This is a genomic window from Rhizobium sp. Leaf321 (genome assembly GCF_001423215.1).
Lineage (GTDB): Bacteria > Pseudomonadota > Alphaproteobacteria > Rhizobiales > Rhizobiaceae > Neorhizobium > Neorhizobium soli.
Genome location: NZ_LMOF01000005.1, coordinates 558,523 through 577,028, shown reverse-complemented (window position 1 = coordinate 577,028; position 18,506 = coordinate 558,523). Strand labels below are relative to the sequence as shown.

Sequence of the window (18,506 nt, the reverse complement as noted above, 5' to 3'; positions counted from 1 at the left end):
CCTGCCGCGACGCCGGCCGGTGTCGTTCGTCCTTGCAACCAACGCAGTGTGTGAAAACTGACGCACGATCGGATTTGGCTTGACCTAGCTCCGCGCTCTGATGCGATCTCGACGAAGACTTACGTTCGGCACGGATCTCTCTTAAATAGTGCGTCGATCTGAGGCGCGTTTTGAGAAAACGATTGCCAGAGGAGCACGGCCAGAACGAACATCACATTCCAGGCAATCACCACGTCCGAGAGGAAGTGGCCTCCGAACATCACTCGGTTGAATGAGAAGGCTGCCGCGACAATGCCGACCGCTGCGAGATAAGTTGTCCGGTGTCTGGGGGTGACGAACACGACAAGTGTGAGCAGCGAAAAGGCGCTTGCGGCCTCTCCCGAGATGAAGGAACAATTCCTGACGCATTGGTCGGTGAGCTGCCACGGAGGGGTAAAGATCGCACTGCCGCCGAATTCGTCGAGTGCTCTTGGACGCGCTCTCCCGACCAGCATCTTGATGACTTGAACGCCCAGCCCCGGACCTGCTGCAAAGAACGTCAGCACGAATAACAACTTATGCGGTGCGGCTGAGTATTTCGGGTTCCTGAGGAAAGGACTTGCAAGCAAAAGCACGATTGCAAACCCGATCACGACCCAAGGCAGAAGCCTGTTGAGGTCACGAAACGCAATGAGGAAACTGTTTTCCTCGAAAGCGAAGCCCGCGATGGGATCCCAGAAATAACGACTGACGATCAGGTCGATTTCCGGCACAGTTGCAAAGATCAGCGATACAAAACCCAGAAGCATAAGCGCCTCTGGAAGCAAACGGTGTGCTTCGTCTTCAACGGTCTTCGGATTTGCTTTTTGAACGTGGTTGAGATCAGTTGCGTCCATGGGTGGTTCCTATGTGAGGACCACGTTCTCTCGCCGGATTATCAAGATTTGACCGAGAACCGGAGAAGAGCATGTCAAAGTCAGAGAGTTTGACGATGATCTCATCGCTCGTGCTGGTCGTCGAGGACGACCAAGAGATTGCTTCCCTTATTGAAAAATATCTCGCAAGAGCCGGCTACAGGACGGTAAAGGCTTCGACAGGCCTTACGGCTCTCACCCATGTCCAGAGATTACAGCCCGACCTGATCCTGCTCGATATCGGCCTGCCTGACATCGATGGCTTCGATCTTCTGGCGAGGGTCCGGGCAAATTCCAGCGTGCCGGTCATCTTCCTGTCGGCGATGGATGACAGTACCGACAAGTTGCTCGGCCTGAAGCTCGGCGCCGATGACTATGTCACCAAACCGTTCAACCCGCAGGAAGTCGTGGCGCGGGTGGGCGCTGTCCTCAAGCGCACCAGAGGCGTTGGCGCTCATGAGGTTGTCCGGCACGATGGGGTCGAGGTTCAGCTGGAGTCCCACATCGCGATTGCATCGACGGACAAAGGCCGGGTCGAACTGCCGCTGACCGCAACGGAGTTTCGCCTTCTCGTTTGTTTCGTCCGGTCGCCGTTCAAGACCTTCGAAAGAGCATCCCTGCTGGACGCGTGCATGCCCGAAAGCGATGCGCTCGATCGAACCGTCGATACGCATATCGCTAATCTCAGGCGAAAGCTGGCGAGTTGCGGCCTGGACGGCTTTATCGTTGCCGTGCGCGGGATAGGCTATCGTTTCGCGAGGTCGACAGGTGTCTAGACCGGCTCTATCAACACTGACGGCGGCTCTGGTTTCCGTCATTCAACTGATGACCATCGCGCTCCTCTATATCCTGACCGACTGGTATATCGATCATGCCGAATTATCGGCACTGGACGCGCTGCCCCCCGATGCGAAACGTGCCTGGGTCAGCATCAACAATGGCGAGATCCCCGCACCGAGCGATCTCGCGGCACTCGCGCCGCTCTATCCGACACTGGAAGAGGCGACCGAGGCGTCCCCTGTCGAGGGTGTTTTAGGTTTCGGATTTCTGCTGATCGTGTTTACCAGCGGCATTGGCGTCGTCCTGGCCTACCGGCTCGTCGCGCCGCTCACCCGCCTGACGGCCGCAGCCGAAAAGATCCGGCAGGGCGATTTTCAGGTCACGGTCGAACCGGGCGCAACCAAGGAAGTCGAAACGCTTGCGATCACCATCAATCGCATGGCGAGCGAGTTGCTTGCATTGGAGACCCGCCTGAAATTCAACACGCGCGCGGTGGCCCACGAATTGCGCACACCACTGACGGTGCTGCAGGGCAATCTGCAAGGCATGACTGACGGCGTCATTCCCGTCAGCGAAGCCCAGTTGCGTGCGCTTTTGGCGCAGACACGGGGCATGTCGCGGCTGGTGGACCAGCTGAACACGCTCTCACTGGCGGGCACGATCGACTTTGTGACCGCGACCACGGCGACCGACCTGGCCTTGCATGCTTTGGAGACGGTGACCCTGTTCCAGATCTCCGCAGGCGGTGATGTCAATTTCCGAACCTACCTTGCGCCCGCACCGGCAATGATCGATCCGGACCGTTTCCGCCAGGCTATCCTCGCTCTTATGGAAAACGCACGGCGATACGCGGGCGATTTCGGGCCGATCGATGTTCACACTGGGGTGGATGACACGGGGCGGTCGTTCATTTCTGTCCAGGACAAGGGTCCAGGACTACCAGACTATGCGCAGCACTCCTCTTTCGACATGTTCTGGAGAAGCGAGAGGCTCAGCGGTCGTGGCACGAGCGGCTCAGGGCTTGGTCTGACGATCGTCAAAGCGATTGCGGAAGGCCACAATGCCCGCTTGGAGGTCGGAAACAATCCTGACGGCGGCGCATACGCCAAGGTTACATTTGAGGTCGCGTAGACCTAAGCGATCCCGAGGACGCTCCAACTGAAATGGAGTCGAACAGCGCCTGCCTGTCGCACCGGGTAAGAATCTACCGCTTCTGACCGGCAGCGGAAATGCCTCCGCCTTGCGCCTCAAATTCGGTCGTCAAGCACTGCATCGCTCAGTTCAGACAGTTGGCCTAGCTTCGTCACGTCGTCGGTGTGCATCGTCCATCCTGTTGAACGTAGCTTCCGGGATGGGGCCGCTGTTCGCACAATCCCGTATTCGCTACTTCCCTGAAACAGAAGTGAAGCCTTGCCTGCAGCGCTCATAGCGCTCGACGAGGGACAATTTCACGCAAGTGGCGATGACGAGGAGACGTTTCATGGCTGGAAGCGGCAAAGCAACGGGCGCTGTCCTGATCGGCCTGGCGCACGCCCATGCCGAAGCGCCACCGGTCGACGTGATCATCGTCGGAGGTGGGTCCGCCGGAGCGGTGCTTGCGACGCGCCTCAGCGCCGATCCTCATCGCACCGTACTGTTGCTGGAAGCGGGGCCTGATTTTGCGCCGAGCGCCTATCCGCAGAGCCTGACCGATGCCGGCACTGTGCGGACTCCGAATTTCGATTGGCACTATCACAGCGATGACACGACAAAGCTCGGCCATGACATTCCATTGCCGCGGGGCAGGGTGGTCGGTGGCAGTTCCGCCGTCAATGGCACGGTCGCCATGCGGGCACGGCCGTCCGACTTCGCACGCTGGGCGGCGCGTGGGATCGAAGGCTGGTCCTGGAACGATGTGTCGGCCGCTTACAAGGCTTTGGAAAACACCCCGACCGGCGACGATACCCTGCATGGTCGATCCGGCCCCTTTCCGGTCCGGCAGCGAACCCTCGAGGAACTGACCGCGTCCTCGCGCGGCTTCGTTCACGCCGCGTGGGCCTTGGGTCTGGCTGACGTTTCGGATTTCAACAGCGCGGCTGCGGACGGGGCAGGGGCCTATCCGCTCAACGTCGTCGACGAGAGGAGGATGAATACCGGCATCGTCTATCTCACCGAGGAGGTTCGCGCCCGCCCGAACCTCACCATCCGCGGCGAGACAGAAGTGGATCACGTTGTCTTCAGCGGCAATCGGGCCTCCGGCGTCCGGCTGGTGACGGGAGAGGTTTTGACCGGCGGCGAGATCATCCTGTCGGGCGGGGCGTTCGGAAGCCCGGCCATGCTGCTGCGCTCCGGCATCGGGCCTGCCGGCGATCTCCGCGCGCTGGAGATCCCTGTTCTGGTGGACTTGCCGGTCGGCGCGCGTCTCCAGGACCACCCGTTCTTCTACAACGTCTACGCACTGAAGGCCTCCGACAGGGCCATGAGCCCCGCAGCCGGTGCGCTTGTCTGGACGGGCTCATCGTCCGCAACCGGCGGCGATCTCGACCTCCAGGTATCCGCGACCCACTTCATCGACCCGAAGGCGAGCCCGACGGGCGGCGCGATCGTTCTCGCGGCCGCGGTGACGCTGCCAAAGTCGCTTGGCAGCTTCCGCCTGGCCTCGCGAGACCCGCGCGTTGCGCCGCGCATCCACTACAATTTCTTCGACGACCCGAGCGATCTCGACAGGATGTTGGAGGCGGTCAAGCTGTCCCGCGAAATCGGCAGAACCGAGCCTTTCGCGTGCATGGTCGATCACGAGATGGCCCCGGGGGACGGCGTGCACAGCGACGCGGACCTGCGCGCCAACATCATCGCCAACATTGCGGCCTACCAGCATCCCACCTCAACGGTTCCAATGGGCATCGACACCGACGAGACCGCCGTTGTCGATGCCTTCGGGCGCGTGCGCGGCACCGAGAACCTCCGCGTCGTCGACGCCTCCATCCTGCCAGACATCCCGTCGGTTCCGACCAACGTCACCACCATCATGGTCGCCGAGCGAATCGCCGCACGCATCCTCGCCTAGCCGATCGGATCGAACGGTCAAGCCGACGGTCTCGCCCATCATCGCCCACATACGAAGGAGCATTGTCATGACATCTCTCAAAGGCAAGGTGGCGCTGATCACCGGTGCATCGCGCGGCATCGGCCGGGCGATCGGTGAACGGCTCGGCCGCGAGGGCGCAACGGTCGCGATCAATTATCGCAGCCGTCCGGAGGAAGCGGCGGAAGCGGTGCGGGCCGTCGAGGAGGCCGGCGGCGTGGCGCGTCCCTTTCAAGCCGATGTCGCCGATATGGCGGACATCCGCCGGCTGTTTGCCGAGGTCGATACGGCCTTCGGCGGCCTCGACATCGTGGTCGCCAATGCCGGGCTGCCGTTCATCGGCGTGCCGGTCGTCGACGTGAAGGAAGAGGATTTTGACCGAATTTTTGGTCTCAATGCCAAGGGCTCGTTCTTCGTGCTCCAGGAGGCGGCCAAGTGGGTGCGGGACGGCGGAAGGATTATCGACATCTCGACCTCGACCACCGCGTTCACGGCACAGGGCATGGGCCTGCACGCGGCCTCGAAGGCCGGATCGAAGCTGATCGTCGAGGTTCTGGCGATAGAGCTGGGTCACTGCGGGATTACCGTTAACTCGGTTATGCCCGGCGCAACCAACACCGAGTTCATCAAGGATGCGCCGCAGGAAGAGCGTGACCGGATTGCGGCCGGGTCGCCACTCGGACGCCTTGGCGAACCCGACGAGATCGCCGATGTCGTCGCCTTCCTAGCTTCCGACCAGGCACGCTGGCTGACGGGGCAGCATGTTCTGGCCAACGGTGGAGCACGGGTATGAGCAAGAGCTATGTCGCCGTCTATACCGCGACCCTTGCCGCAAGCTCGGAACGGATCTGGTCCGTCGTTCGCGATTTCGCAGCGGTCGCCTCGTGGAACCCGATTGCCCGTGAAAGCCGTCAGGTCGCCGACGGAGAACGGGAGCTGGTCACGACCGACGGGACGACCGTCCGCGAGCGGCTGATATCCAGTGATGACGGGGCGTGTCATCTCACCTACCAGATGGTGACGTTTCCGATCCCGGTCAGCGAGCAGACGAACCAGATCCAGGTTCGTCCCGGCGAGAGCGCCGATGAAGCCAGCATCCGCTTCGAGGCGTCGTTCGTCCCGGTGAATGGCGTCGATTCGGAGGTGGTGATGGGGATCAACCTCTCGGCGTTTGCGGCGGCATCTAGAGGGCTGGCCCATCATCTCGGGGTTGCGCTTGTCAGGGCGTCTCTCTAATGCTGGTCGTGGTCTCCTTGGAATTGGCCCATCAAAAACGGCCTTTGGCGGTCTTTGCGCCGATCTCGTAAAGGGACTGAACCCGTGCTCGACCTCAATGATTTCCGTACCTTCGTCCAGGTCGTCGACAGCGGCGGCCTTACAGCTGCAAGCCGCAGCACAGGCGTTGCAAAGTCGACCCTCAGCCATCGGCTGCAGCAGCTTGAAGCCGCCCTCGGCGTCCGGCTGATCAATCGAACGTCACGGGTGCAGACGCTGACCGAAGCGGGCACTCTCTTCTATCGCCACGCGCTTGTCATGCTTCAAAACGCCGACATCGCGGAGAACGCGGTGCGCCAGAGGCTGGAGGAGCCGACGGGGGTCATCAAGTTCACGACGGCGATCGCGACCTCAGTCTATGTCCTGCGGCAGATCATACCGCAGTTCGCAATCGACCACCCGAAAATCCAGCTCGTCCAGCACACGGGCGACGAGCAGACGGACATCATCGGCGGCGCCTTCGATCTCGCGATCCGGGCTCACGAGGGGCAGATGACCGATTCGGCCCTGGTGCAGCGGACGCTTTCTCCGGCGCCCTGGTTCATTTTCGCAGCACCGGGCTATGTTGAGCGTCGCGGCGAGCCAAAGACACCGGACGACCTATCGGAGCATGACCTTCTGGCGATGCACCGTGCCGGGCAGGCAACCGTGTGGAAGCTCAGCCATCCCGTGATCGGCGACCGGGTGCTTTCCGTCCAGCCACGAATGGCGGGCAACGACCTGATCATGCTGAAACAGGCTGCGGCAGACGGCATCGGGATCGCGGCGCTTCCCGGTTACATCTGCCGGGAAGACGTGGCTGAGGGCAGATTGCAAAGGGTCATGCCGGAATGGCTGGCCGGCAAGGCGGAGATCACCGCCGTCCTGCCGTTCCGGGATTACGTACTGCCATCGGTGCGCGCTTTTCTCGACTATCTCATCATCGAGCTGCCGAAAGTGGTCAATCCGGATTCTGATCCCGTTTGATCCGCCTTTTCGTCAGCATTCTCATTTGGAGCCTTTATGTTTGAACCTAAGCCGCTGCACTTCGTGACCCTTCTCGGAAGCCTGCGTCATAAATCCTACAATGCTGCAATCGCTCGCTCCCTGCCGTCTCTCGCCCCCGAGGGCGTGACCATCACGGCACTCGGCTCGGTCGGCACGTTCCCGCTCTACGACGAGGATGTGCAGGCGGCAGGGTTCCCCGCTGAGGTGACGGCGATGGGTGAGGCGATCCGTCTCGCCGACGGCGTAATCATCGTCACGCCCGAGTACAACTACTCGGTCCCGGGTGGCATCAAGAACGCGCTGGACTGGCTTTCACGGCTGCCGAACCAGCCGTTTGCCGGCAAGCCGGTGGCCATCCAGACGGCGTCAGCCGGCATGCTCGGCGGCGCCCGGGCTCAGTACCATCTCCGACAGATCCTCGTTTATCTGGATGCCGCCGTTCTCAACAAGCCGGAGGTCATGATCGGGTATGTGGCAGCCAAGGTGCACAGCGAAACGCTGGAACTGACCGATGCCGAAACCCGTCACTTCCTGGAAAAACAGGTTTCGGCCTTCGCGCACTTTGCGCAAAGGTACCGAGTCTCAGGCTGAACGCCGCCTGCAACGCGTGCGGATAACCGACGGACCAGGCGCCTTTTGGCTCAGTAGGTCGGAACCCGCATTTTCGTCGCCTTGTCCTCCGGCGGATACGGAAAGGCCGCCTCGGCAACCGTCGCTTTGAGAAACGACCTTTTGCTCAGGCCGAGAGGCGTGGCTTCACCTCGCGGCCGAGCATTTCGATCGACCGCAGCATCGCCGGCTGGTCGCTTGCCGCGGAGCTCATCTGGAACGTCAGCCGGTCGATGCCGCCGAGGTCCTCGGACGTCTGCCGGATCTTTGCCGCCACCGTATCGGGATCACCGACGAGGAACGCGCCGCCGGGCCGAACCAGGTTGTCGAACTGCGCGCGCGTCGACGGTGCCCAGCCACGCTCGAGGCCGATCTTGGTGAACATCGCCTGCCAGCCGGGGAAGAAGCGATCCTCCGCCTCGCGGTCCGTCTCGGCCACGAAGCCGAGCGCATGAATGCCGACGCGCAGTGCTTCGGGCGCGTGCCCGGCGCGTGCTCCGGCCTCCCGGTAGAAATTGACCAGCGATCGAAACCGCCGGAATTCCCCGCCGATGATCGCCACCATCAGCGGAAGACCAAGGATACCGGCACGGGCGAAGGATTGCGGCGTGCCGCCAACCCCAAGCCATATGGGCATCTTTGGCTGGGCAGGACGTGGGTAGACACCCTGGCCGTCGAGTGGCGCCCGAAACCGGCCGGACCATGTCACATTGGTCTCGTCGCGCAGGGCAAGCAGCAGTTCCAGCTTTTCCTCCGACAGGGCATCGTAGTCGTTGAGGTCGAGACCGAACAGCGGATAGGCCTCGATCGAGGATCCCCGACCGACGACGATTTCAGCCCGTCCCCGCGAGATGAGGTCCAGCGTCGCGAACTCCTGGAAGACGCGGACGGGGTCTGCGGCGCCAAGCACCGTTACCGCGCTGGTCAGCCGGATCGACTTCGTCCGCGCGGCGGCGGCGGCAAGGATGACGGCCGGTGCGCTGTCGAGATAGTCGCCGCGGTGGTGCTCCCCAATGCCGAACACGTCGAGGCCGGACGTATCGGCCATCTCGATCTCGTCGAGCAGGAAACCCATGCGATCCATGGCGCTGACACCCTTGACGGTTGCCGCAAAACTGTCAATTCCGATTTCCAAAACCATAGTTCCTTCATTTGCAGTCGATCGCCGGTGATGCGCTCGTTTTAAGTCATGGGCTCCGGCATCAGAAGGGACACGAGCAGGACGCTAAGTCCAGCACGTTGGACAGAGGCAAACGCCGCAAGCGCCATGTCAGAGGGATTTCGCGGCAGTCGCCGATAGCTCTTCCAGATCGAGGTCCCGCTCCAGGTCATGCAGCGTTTCGTCACTGATCTGGTGGGCGCGATGAAGGCGCACGAGTTCGGCCCGGCCGGCCCTTACCGCCTCGAGGACGAGGTCGTAGTGGGCCGTGATCTCGTCTACGAAAGTGTCTTCATCGTCCGCGTTCTGCAATGCCTGGTCGGCGCGCCGCTGGAAGCCCTCGAGCAATCGCGGGTGGGCAAGCGTTCCGTCGTCGGTATAGGCCTGCGACCGGACGGCGACGAGCTGGGCTGCTGCGACCGCCGCTTCCGCCTGTGCAAGGCTCAATGCCGGGCGCACGCCCCGATCAGACAGGTTCGCCGCGCGGATAACCAGCCCAAGCGTCGTCCCCTGGAGAAGAACAGTGACGAGAATGGCGGCGAAAGCTGCGACCAGCATGAGGTCGCGACCTGGCATTGTTTCGGGGACGGTCAGGGCAACAGCGAGGGTGACCACGCCACGCATGCCCGCCCAACTCATCACCGTCGCGGCCCTCGGGCCAAGCGGGTCGTCGATGGGAAATCCTATCCGGTTGAGCAGCGCAAGAACGGCGTCACAGCCGAAGATCCAGACGAAACGCGCCAGCGTCATCGCGACGATCACGCCCACGACCGGAACCGCCATGGTGGCAAGGACAGTCTCGAATCCCCCGACGCGTTCCAGCACGCCACGCAGCGAAAGACCGATGAGGATGAAGATCATGGCCTCCATCAGGAACACCATGACGTGCCAGAAGGCGCCGGCGCGGATGCGAACGCTCGCGGTAAAGACGACGTGCTGGTACCAGCCGAAAACCAGGCCCGCGGTGACTGTGGAGATGACGCCCGAGACGTGGACCGCTTCGCCAGCCAGATAGGCGGCCCAGCCGAGGATCAGGGAGGCAAGGATCATCAGGGTCTCGTCGCCCAGCCGCCGGAGGAGGAAGGTCCAGGCCCCACCCACGACGGCGCCGACCACGACGCCGCCAATCGCCAGGAAGCCGAACTCGAGGCTCGTATCCACGGCATCAAAACTTCCCGTCAGGGCTGCCGCGACAGCGAAGCGGAAAAGCACCAAGCCGCTGGCGTCGTTCAGGAGGCTTTCACCCTCGAGAAGCGTTGTCAGCCTGCGGGGAAGCTTCACGCGCTGCAGAACCGCCCGTGCCGAGACGGCATCCGGTGGCGAAACAACGGCGCCAAGGGCGAAACAGGCGGCCCAGGGCAGCGCCGGGACCAGCCAGTGAACAACAAGTCCCACCACCAGGGTGGTGAAGACGACCGCGCCGATGGCCAGCGACAGAATGCCGGCGCTGTGGCGGCGGAAGGCGGCAAGCGCGGTATAATAGGCCCCGTCCATCAGGAGCGGCGGCAGGAAAAGCACGAGAACCAGCTCGGGATCCAGCTCGATCACCGGCAGTCCGGGAAGGAAGGCCAGGGCCCCGCCGCCGACGAGAAGGGCGACAGACGGCGGAAGCTTGGCGCGTTCGGCAAACCAGTGCAGGGCGAGGATCGCGAGAAGCAGGGTGAAAACCAGTTCGAACGTTTCGGCCGGATGCATCTCTCTCTCCCCAAGGTGCCAATCTCTCTGATGGCGGCATACCTCCAGAGTATAGGGCCAGTCGCCCAAAATTTACGGTATGTAACAGATCAATGGATGTGCATTGCTGCTCCTGCACCCGTAGGTATTCGAACAGCTGCTTAAGGCAGTTACTCTGAGCATTTGCGACATAGCAAGAACGGCCGCCTGATCCCAACGCTGCTGATGAACCGACCATGTGGTTCGTCGCGGGCATGCAGACCAAAAGATAGGATGGGTCGCGATAGCGGGCCACACCTGATCAAGTTCGCGGTGCCTCAGGCGGGTTGGATGCCGGCTGACGTCCTGATCGATGGGCCGTCAGCCTTGTTGTGTGCAGTCGAGGGATCAGCGGGCGATGAAGCCGCCGTTGATGAAGAGGGTCTGCGCGGTGACCCAACTGCCGCCTGGGCTGACCAGGAACTCGATCAGCGGGGTGATCTCGTCGATTTCGCCGAGCCGGTTCTGCGGGCTCATGCCGGAGAGGAAGGCCTTCGATTCCGCGCTTTCCACCGGGTAGAAGAAGGAGGTGTTGAGCGGGCCGGGTGCTACGGTGTTGACGGTGATGCCTCGGTGGCCGATCTCCTTGGCAAGCGCGCGCGTGAAGTGTTCGAGCGGCGCCTTGGAGCCCGCATAGATCGCGTATAGCCCGGTCGTTGCCGCCTGCAGCGTCGTGCCGATGTTGATGATACGGCCGTTGTCGGCGATCCTTTTTGCGGCTTCCTGCATGCAGAAGAACGCCGCCTTGCTGTTGATTGCGAAGCTCTGGTCGAAGTCGGCCTCGGTGATCTCGACAAAGGGCTTCTTGACCACCTTGCCGACCGTGTTCACGACGATGTCGAGCTGGCCGAACGTCTTGTCGACCGCGTCGAACAATCTCGCGACATCGGCGACTTGGGTCAGGTCGGCGCTGAACAGAAGGGGCTCGGCACCGTGATGCTTGATCTCGGCGGCAGTTTCTTCCGCTTCGCCGCGGGAGGCCTCGCCGTGATAGTGGACGGCAACGCCGCGGCAGCCGTTGCGCGCCAGCATGACGGCATAGGCCCGACCCTGGTTGCGCGTTGCACCCATCACCACTGCAACCTGGCCGTCGTTATTTTTGATCATGTCGCTGGTCGTCATTGTCTTTCTCCTTGTTGATGACCAAGGAATAGGCGACATGGAGGGGGTGCGGCTTTCAGGATACGCGCATCGTTGTTAGTAAATCCGCACGCTGGACGGGAAACAGCCATGTCAGATGCCATTCCGCCCGAAGCACCGCATGTCGCCACTGCCGACACGCCGGTGCCGAACTGGGGTCGGCTCGTCCGGTCGGAATTCGGGACGGCGGCGTGGAACCGGCGGAACGCAGGCGAGATCAGCCAGTCGATCCCCCATCATCTCGTGCTCTTGTCGTTCAAGCCCTTCAGCAACCGCGAGTCACGCCTTGGCGGGACGCGGATCCGCACCGCCTCGGCTGCGAGCGGATGCTGTGAAATCGTTCCGGCAGGCGCAGATTACTGGGCGCGCTGGCATGAGCCCAAGGAAGTGGCGGCATTCTCGCTGTCGCAACCATGGCTCGACGGTCTCGCCCAGTCCGACCTCAACCTGCCGGCCGCAACCGTCGTCGCGGATGCCTTGCCGGTCGTCGACCGCCGCGTCGGACTGCTGGGCGGCATGCTGCGTGAAGAGCTGCGTTCAGGCACGCATGGCACGATGGCCGGCCTCGAGCTTGATTCGCTCCTCAACCTGCTTGGCATCCACCTCATCCGGCAATATGGCGTAGCCCGGCCCCAGAGGGATCTGGGTGGGCTGTCTGACCGGCAGTTCCGGCAGGTGCGCGATCACATGCAGGCGCATATGACACTCGGTGTCAGGCTCGAGGACCTGGCCTCGCTGGTCGGGCTTTCGTCGAGCCAGCTGCTTCGCTCGTTCAGGCGTCGAACGGGAACGAGCCCGCACCAGTACTTCACCCGACTTCGCCTCGACGAGGCCCGTGCACTGATCGTCAACGGACCGCTGCCCCTGGCAGAGATCGCACTTACCTGCGGCTTCTCCAGCCAAAGCCACCTGACGGCCATCATGCGCCGGGAAGACGGCCTCACCCCCGGCGCGCTGCGGGTGTGATGAGGTCCGGATTAGTGAGATTTCCGACGGTCTCATGCTTTGCAATTCAGCCGGTGAACGGCCGAAGTTCGCGGCGCAGGTTCTAACGATCTCGGGCAAGCCAGCGGGAAGGTCGCGTTGATCGGCTCCAGCGCGGGCGACATCGGGACCAAAGGATATGGCGTCTACGGAGCCACAACGACTGATGTGCGCTCCTTCACCCGCACCTGGGCCAACGGGTTTGCTCCGAAAGGCATCCGTGTCAACGTCGTAAGCCGTGGCCCAAACGATACGGCCTTGATGGCCGCAGCCCCGCAAGAGATCCGGGATGCGCTTCTCCGGTATGATCCCGCTAGGGCGCATGGGCCGGCCAGACGGGGTTGCCGCCGCCGTCCTACCGGGAGCGTGGATCAAGCGCGTCGCGCAGACCGTCGCCGAGCAGATTGAACGACAGCACGGTCATGAAGATTGCCATGCCAGGCCATAGCGCCATCCAGGGAGCGTTGCTCATAAACCGCTGGGCGGAATTCAGCATGGAGCCCCAGGATGGTGCCGGCGGCTGCAAGCCGAGGCCGAGGAAGGACATGCTGGCTTCGGCGATAATCGCGGATGCGATCGTCAGGGTCGCCTGTACCATCAACTGGGGAAGGATATTCGGCAGGATATGGCGAACCGCGATCCGCCAACGTGGATTGCCGACGGCACTTGCCGCTTCGATATACTCTTCGGCCCGGATCGAAAGAACCTGACCGCGGGTCAGTCGGATAAAGAGCGGCATGGCGGTGATGCCGATTGCGAGCATCGCGTTCGTCAGGCTTGGACCGAGAAAGGCGGCCAGTGCGATTGCAAGGATCAGGAACGGACAGGCGAGCATGGCATCCGTAAACCGGCTGATAAAGCCATCGACCACGCCGCCGAGAAAACCTGCCGCAAGCCCGAGGGGCACGCCGATTGCCATCGCGATCCCGACCGAGGTGAGTCCTGCCAGCAACGAAGCGCGGGTGCCCCAGATGATGCGGGAAAGTATGTCGCGGCCAGCCTCGTCCGTGCCGAACAGATGCGCCATTGACGGTGCCTTGCGAACCGCCGTCCAGCTCTGGGCTGCCGGGTCGTAGGGTGCAAGCAGGGGGGCAAGAATGGCGACGGCCACCACGAACAGCACCACGAAAAGGCCGACGAGCGCACTCTTGCGCTTCGACAGGCGTCGCCACAGGCGACCATGGAAAAAGTTCGTGACGGGGCTGATCTTGGGGGAGACAGCAGGTTTGGTCGTTGCGATCGTTGGCACGGTCAGCCTCTCAGTCTCGGGTTAACAAGGATATACCCGATGTCGGCCAGCAGGTTGAGGGTGATGTAGAACAGCGAGGTGACAAGCACCACGCCTTGGACCACAGGATAATCGCGGGTGAAGACCGCATCGACGATCAGCTTCCCGAAGCCGGGGATCGTAAAGATCTGTTCCGTCAGCACGGCGCCGGATAGCAGGGCGCCGAACTCCAGCGCACCGAGCGTGATGATAGGCGTCAGCGCGTTACGCATTGCGTGCTTAAATACGACGACCCACTCGCTTAGACCTTTGGCCCGGGCGGTGCGGACATAGTCGCTTTCCAGCGCCTGCAGCATGGCGCCGCGGGTATGGCGCATGATGACGCCGGCAATCCCGGTGCCCAGAACGAAGGCGGGCATGATCGTCGTCATAAGGTTCATCTTCAGGTCTTCCCACGGGCTGACGAAGCCGGAGGCGGGAAGCCAGCCAAGGTACACCGAGAAGAACATGATCAGCATGATGCCAAGCCAGAAATTCGGCAGCGAGATGCCGGCCAGCGAGACGACATTGGTGGCGTAATCGACCGGAGTGTTCTGGCGCAGCGCCGAAATTACACCTCCGGTAATGCCAAACACCAAAGCAAGGACAATTCCCATCACGGCGAGCTGCAGTGTCACGGGCAGCTTCAGAAGGATAAGTTCGAGAACCGGGCGATTATGGCGCATGGATTGCCCAAGGTCACCGGTCAGGACGCCCTTCACCCAGTAGAGATATTGCACGAGCAAGGGCTGATCGAGATGATACTGGGCGCGGATTGCGGCAAGCGTCGCTTCATCCGGACTTTCTCCCGCAAGCACAAGCGCCGGGTCACCAGGAAGCAGATGCTGGAGCGAGAAGATGATCAGCGACAGCAAGACGATGGTCGGAATGAGCTGCAGCAGACGACGTGCAAGAAGCGAGGTCAAGGGTTTAGCCTCCGGTCACGGTTGAGGAGGGCGTGGTCGTCATCCGGGCTGCAGCCATCGCTTCGAAGGCTGCAAAAAGCTTTTCCAGCTTCGGATCGCGAGGTTCGCGGGTGATCTCGGCCGTATCGAGTTCGGGTAGCTCTCGCCAGAAGGCGCACGCATTCGCATGGCCGCTTGCCTCAACATCGAGCTCCATGCTGACCGCCCTGCATTCGGGTCGCGCGTGGGGACACCGCGTATGCAGCCTGCAACCTTGCGGAGGCGACATCGGGCTTGGCAGATCGCCATGCAGGCGCGCTTCCTTCGAACGCTGCTGGCTGGGCGGGGCGGCGACCGGTATGGCAGACAGCAACGCCCGGGTATAGGGATGGCGCGGGGTCGCGAAAATTTCGTCCGACGTCCCGATCTCGACGATCTTGCCGAGATACATGACCGCAACGCGGTCGGCGATGTGTTTCACGACGCTCAGATCGTGCGAAATGAAGATGAACGCCAGACCCAATCGGTTCTGCAGGCTCTTCAGAAGGTTCAGGACCTGCGCCTGGATCGACACGTCGAGGGCAGACACGGCCTCGTCGCAGATGATTGCCTTCGGTTCGGAGGCAAGCGCACGCGCAATCACCACGCGCTGACGCTGGCCGCCGGAGAATTCATGCGGATATCGGCTGGCCTGCTCTGGACGAAGGCCGACCATTTCGAGCAGTTCCGCAACGCGTCGAGCGCGCTCGTTTGGCGGCACGATATCGTGCAGCATCAGCGGTTCGCCGATTGTCTGGGCAATCGTCATGCGCGGATTGAGCGAAGCGTAAGGGTCCTGGAAGATCAACTGCACATGCCGGCGCTGGCGGCGCATCGCCGCATGGCTGATGTTGGTGATATCCTGACCATCGATCAGGACCTGACCGTCGGTCGGCTGGATGAGGCGCATCAACAACCGGCCGAGCGTCGACTTCCCGCAACCGGATTCGCCGACGATTGCCAGCGTCTCGCCGGGCATCAGTGACAACGACACGTCGTCGACAGCGCCGACGGACGCCAAGGGCCGGCCGAAGACGCTGCGTTTGACGACGAAATTCTTGCCAAGGTGACGCGCCTCGATGATCGGCGTCTTGGCTTTCAAGAGGGCTTCAGTCATGGGACGAGGTCCTGCAATGGCGCACGCCAGCAGCGGCTGAGGTGACCTGGGGATATTTCCATCAGGGTGGGCATCTCGGCGCATTTGTCGATGCTGAACGGACATCGCGCCCGAAACCGGCAGCCGGACGGTGGGTTGGCCATGTCCGGGACCGTGCCGGTGATGGCGACAAGCTGTTCTCGCTTCTCGTCCAGACGCGGCAACGAACCGAGAAGACCAACGGTGTAAGGATGCTGGGGAAAGGTGAAGAGGTCTTCGACCGAGCATTGCTCGACAACCTGACCGGCATACATGACGATCACGTCGTCGCAGGATTCCGCGACAACGCCAAGATCATGGGTGATGAGAACGATGGCAGTTCCGGTCTTCTGCCGCAGTTCCCCCATCAGTTCGAGGACCTGGGCCTGGATCGTCACGTCCAGCGCCGTCGTGGGTTCGTCGGCGATCAACAGTTCCGGCTCGCAGGCAAGCGCCATGGCAATCATCACGCGCTGGCGCATGCCACCGGAGAGATTGTGCGGATACTGGCGGTAACGCGTTTCCGGTGATGGGATACGCACCAGCTTCAGCATGGCGATGCCGCGCTCTGTCGCCTCTTTCTTCGAAATCTGGCGGTGACGCAGTATGACTTCGTTGATTTGCTCGCCGACCGTATAGGACGGATTGAGAGAGGTCATAGGCTCTTGGAAGATCATTCCCATCCGGTTGCCGCGCAGGCTGCGCATACCGCTCGTCGTTTCCTCGAGCAACTCGCGACAGGCGAAATTGATGCTGCCGGACACGCGTGCTGTGTGTTCGGGGAGGAGGCGCATGACGGCCAGGGAGGTCACGCTCTTGCCGCTGCCGGACTCGCCGACGATCGCGAGCGTGCGCCCTTTTCGAACGTCAAAACTCACGCCGTCGACGGCAGTGACGGTACGCGTGTCGTCTTCAAAGACGACACGCAGATCATCGACCCGCAGCACCAAGGCCGCGTGGTCGTCAGCCCGATCCGATCGGGCTGACTTGTCTTGGATGAGATCAGATGAGGTGCTCATTACAGCCTTAAGCCATCAATTCTTCCGGCTCACACCACTCAGGCGGATGATGCCATCCGGAGCGGGCGCAAGGCCGGTGATGTTGGAATTGTGCGCGAAGATCCACTGCGAATGATACATGTAGACGATCGGAAGGTCCTGCTGGAGGATCGCGATTGCCTTGCTGTATTCTGCCTTGCGGGTCTCGACGTCTCCCGATGCGCGGGCTTTCGCCAGGATCGCGTCGAGTTCCTCGTTGCAGTAATGCGCGTCATTGGTCGGAGCACCGCAGGACAGCATCGGCGTGATGTTGAGGTCTGGATCGACGCGTCCGCTCCAGCCGACGAGATGCGATTGGAACTTGCCCTGGCGAGCAACGTCGAGCAGTGTCATCAGCTCAGTCGGCTTGATCGAGACGTTAATTCCGACTTCGGCAACCATCGCTTGGATGAGCTGGGCAACCTGCTGACGTTCGGCATCGGTGGGCACCAGAAGTTCAAGATCGACGGATTCGACGCCGGCTTCCTGCATCTTCTTTTTGGCAGCGTCCAGATCCCGCTGCGGAATTGGGAAGTTCTTATCGTAGTACTGATTGGAAGGCGGGAACGGCTGGTTGCCGATGCTCGCCTGACCATCGAATACGACATCGCTGATGGCCTGGCGGTCGATTGCAAGGCTGAACGCCTCGCGGATTGCTGCCTTCTTGCCGGCATCGAGGTTAGCCCCCTCGCCACCAATGCTGAATGTCACGCCGTAATATCCAAGTCCGACGACCGGCTCCACGGCCAACGATGAATCCGCCTTCACGGCTTCGACTTCGGTCGCAGCGAGCCGTTCGATCAGATCGAGCTGGCCGGAACGAAGGTTGAGCAGCCGCACGTTCGAGTCGGGCATGCCGCGATAAACGAGCCGATCGAAGTGGTATTTGTCGGCGTTGTAGTATTTTGGGAATTTCGCAAGGACAATGCGGTCCTGGATCACGCGTTCGGCGAAGGTGTAGGGGCCTGAACAGACGGGAGCATCGGTGAACTTCTCACCGAGCTTTTCAGCTGCAGTCGGGCTAACGATCATCCCGGCACGGTCGCTGAGAGCTGCCAGCAGTGGTACCGATGGCTGTTTCAGGTTGATCTGGACGGTTGTCGGATCGACTACGTCGACGGTGCTGATGGAGCTGATTTCGGGTTTGCGGCGCGAGAACTTGGCATTGAGAGCCCGCTCGAGATTGTACTTGATTGCGGCGGCGTCGACCTTGGTTCCGTCGTGAAAGACGGCATCGTCGCGCAGTTTCAGCGTCAGTGTCTTGCTGTCGTCACCCCATTTCCAGCTGGCAGCCAGCATCGGGATGATCTCACCCTTCTCATCGATATCGACGATCTTGTCACACAGCGACTGAAGAACGTGGCGGCCAACGAAGCTCCAGTTGGTTGCGGGATCAAGCGTATCCGGATCGTCCTGCAGGCCGATATTGAGCGTCGATTGAGCAGCCGCCGGGGCGGCCGTTGCCTGAATGCCTGCAAGCGCCAGTGTGGCGGCCAGTGCGAGATAGTGTGGTTTCATC

Annotated in this window: 18 protein-coding genes; 9 read left to right on the top strand and 9 right to left on the bottom strand. The window is 61.8% G+C overall.

Annotation, left to right across the window (positions count from 1 at the left end; genetic code table 11):
* Positions 1 to 119: 119 nt before the first annotated feature.
* Complete coding sequence (locus ASF70_RS06260) at positions 120 to 875, bottom strand: phosphatase PAP2 family protein (protein WP_062578316.1); 756 nt, start codon at positions 873 to 875, stop codon at positions 120 to 122.
* 95 nt (positions 876 to 970) lie between these two features.
* On the opposite strand from ASF70_RS06260, the gene ASF70_RS06255 reads away from it, so the two are divergent.
* The 7 genes from ASF70_RS06255 (at position 971) to ASF70_RS06225 (ending at position 7,590) form a co-directional block, all read left to right on the top strand.
* Entirely contained in the window at positions 971 to 1,669 is a 699-nt protein-coding gene (locus ASF70_RS06255; protein WP_062578313.1) for a response regulator transcription factor, read from the top strand.
* Positions 1,662 to 2,804: an ATP-binding protein gene (locus ASF70_RS06250; RefSeq protein WP_162237954.1), complete on the top strand. Its 1,143-nt coding sequence runs from the start codon at positions 1,662 to 1,664 to the stop codon at positions 2,802 to 2,804. Before ASF70_RS06255 ends, ASF70_RS06250 begins: the two co-directional genes overlap by 8 nt.
* 349 nt (positions 2,805 to 3,153) lie before the next feature.
* Positions 3,154 to 4,719 carry a GMC oxidoreductase gene (locus ASF70_RS06245; protein ID WP_082471793.1) on the top strand — a complete coding sequence of 522 codons (1,566 nt, stop codon included), beginning with the start codon at positions 3,154 to 3,156 and terminating at the stop codon, positions 4,717 to 4,719.
* Positions 4,720 to 4,786: 67 nt separating this feature from the next.
* Complete coding sequence (locus ASF70_RS06240; RefSeq protein ID WP_062578309.1) at positions 4,787 to 5,530, top strand: SDR family oxidoreductase; 744 nt, start codon at positions 4,787 to 4,789, stop codon at positions 5,528 to 5,530.
* On the top strand, positions 5,527 to 5,973 hold the full coding sequence (locus ASF70_RS06235; RefSeq protein ID WP_062578307.1) for an SRPBCC family protein: 447 nt from the start codon (positions 5,527 to 5,529) through the stop codon (positions 5,971 to 5,973). The genes ASF70_RS06240 and ASF70_RS06235 overlap by 4 nt, the downstream gene beginning before the upstream one ends.
* 84 nt (positions 5,974 to 6,057) lie before the next feature.
* Positions 6,058 to 6,978, top strand: coding sequence for a LysR substrate-binding domain-containing protein (locus ASF70_RS06230; RefSeq protein ID WP_062578305.1), 921 nt, complete (start codon positions 6,058 to 6,060; stop codon positions 6,976 to 6,978).
* A gap of 36 nt (positions 6,979 to 7,014) precedes the next feature.
* Positions 7,015 to 7,590 (top strand): NADPH-dependent FMN reductase, encoded by a 576-nt coding sequence (locus ASF70_RS06225; protein WP_062578303.1) that lies wholly within the window; start codon positions 7,015 to 7,017, stop codon positions 7,588 to 7,590.
* A 145-nt stretch (positions 7,591 to 7,735) separates the two neighbouring features.
* On the opposite strand, the gene ASF70_RS06220 is transcribed toward ASF70_RS06225, so the two are convergent.
* The 3 genes from ASF70_RS06220 to ASF70_RS06210 all read right to left on the bottom strand — a co-directional run bounded on the left by ASF70_RS06220 (position 7,736) and on the right by ASF70_RS06210 (position 11,602).
* On the bottom strand, positions 7,736 to 8,743 hold the full coding sequence (locus ASF70_RS06220; RefSeq protein ID WP_062578457.1) for an Atu2307/SP_0267 family LLM class monooxygenase: 1,008 nt from the start codon (positions 8,741 to 8,743) through the stop codon (positions 7,736 to 7,738).
* Between the two features lie 135 nt (positions 8,744 to 8,878).
* Positions 8,879 to 10,462 (bottom strand): Na+/H+ antiporter, encoded by a 1,584-nt coding sequence (locus tag ASF70_RS06215; protein ID WP_062578301.1) that lies wholly within the window; start codon positions 10,460 to 10,462, stop codon positions 8,879 to 8,881.
* 366 nt (positions 10,463 to 10,828) lie between these two features.
* Positions 10,829 to 11,602, bottom strand: a complete 774-nt coding sequence (locus ASF70_RS06210; RefSeq protein WP_200943518.1) for an SDR family oxidoreductase — start codon at positions 11,600 to 11,602, stop codon at positions 10,829 to 10,831.
* Between the two features lie 108 nt (positions 11,603 to 11,710).
* Here ASF70_RS06210 and ASF70_RS06205 point away from each other — a divergent pair, with 108 nt between their 5' ends.
* Together ASF70_RS06205 and ASF70_RS23555 are read left to right on the top strand one after the other, a co-directional pair.
* A complete protein-coding gene (locus ASF70_RS06205) occupies positions 11,711 to 12,586 on the top strand; it encodes an AraC family transcriptional regulator (protein ID WP_062578299.1) in 876 nt (291 codons plus the stop codon).
* Between the two features lie 117 nt (positions 12,587 to 12,703).
* Complete coding sequence (locus ASF70_RS23555) at positions 12,704 to 13,012, top strand: SDR family oxidoreductase (protein ID WP_244473976.1); 309 nt, start codon at positions 12,704 to 12,706, stop codon at positions 13,010 to 13,012.
* Here the strand turns inward: ASF70_RS23555 and ASF70_RS06200 are convergent.
* The 5 genes from ASF70_RS06200 to ASF70_RS06180 are packed head-to-tail and all read right to left on the bottom strand — an operon-like array spanning position 12,960 to position 18,505.
* A complete protein-coding gene (locus ASF70_RS06200; RefSeq protein ID WP_062578453.1) occupies positions 12,960 to 13,811 on the bottom strand; it encodes an ABC transporter permease in 852 nt (283 codons plus the stop codon). The genes ASF70_RS23555 and ASF70_RS06200 overlap by 53 nt on opposite strands.
* Positions 13,812 to 13,855: 44 nt before the next feature.
* Positions 13,856 to 14,797 (bottom strand): ABC transporter permease, encoded by a 942-nt coding sequence (locus ASF70_RS06195; RefSeq protein ID WP_062459249.1) that lies wholly within the window; start codon positions 14,795 to 14,797, stop codon positions 13,856 to 13,858.
* A 4-nt stretch (positions 14,798 to 14,801) separates the two neighbouring features.
* On the bottom strand, positions 14,802 to 15,932 hold the full coding sequence (locus ASF70_RS06190; RefSeq protein ID WP_062578297.1) for a dipeptide ABC transporter ATP-binding protein: 1,131 nt from the start codon (positions 15,930 to 15,932) through the stop codon (positions 14,802 to 14,804).
* Positions 15,929 to 16,969 carry an ABC transporter ATP-binding protein gene (locus ASF70_RS06185; protein ID WP_082471792.1) on the bottom strand — a complete coding sequence of 347 codons (1,041 nt, stop codon included), beginning with the start codon at positions 16,967 to 16,969 and terminating at the stop codon, positions 15,929 to 15,931. The genes ASF70_RS06190 and ASF70_RS06185 overlap by 4 nt, the downstream gene beginning before the upstream one ends.
* A gap of 15 nt (positions 16,970 to 16,984) precedes the next feature.
* Positions 16,985 to 18,505, bottom strand: coding sequence for an ABC transporter substrate-binding protein (locus ASF70_RS06180; protein WP_062578295.1), 1,521 nt, complete (start codon positions 18,503 to 18,505; stop codon positions 16,985 to 16,987).
* Position 18,506: the final 1 nt, after the last annotated feature.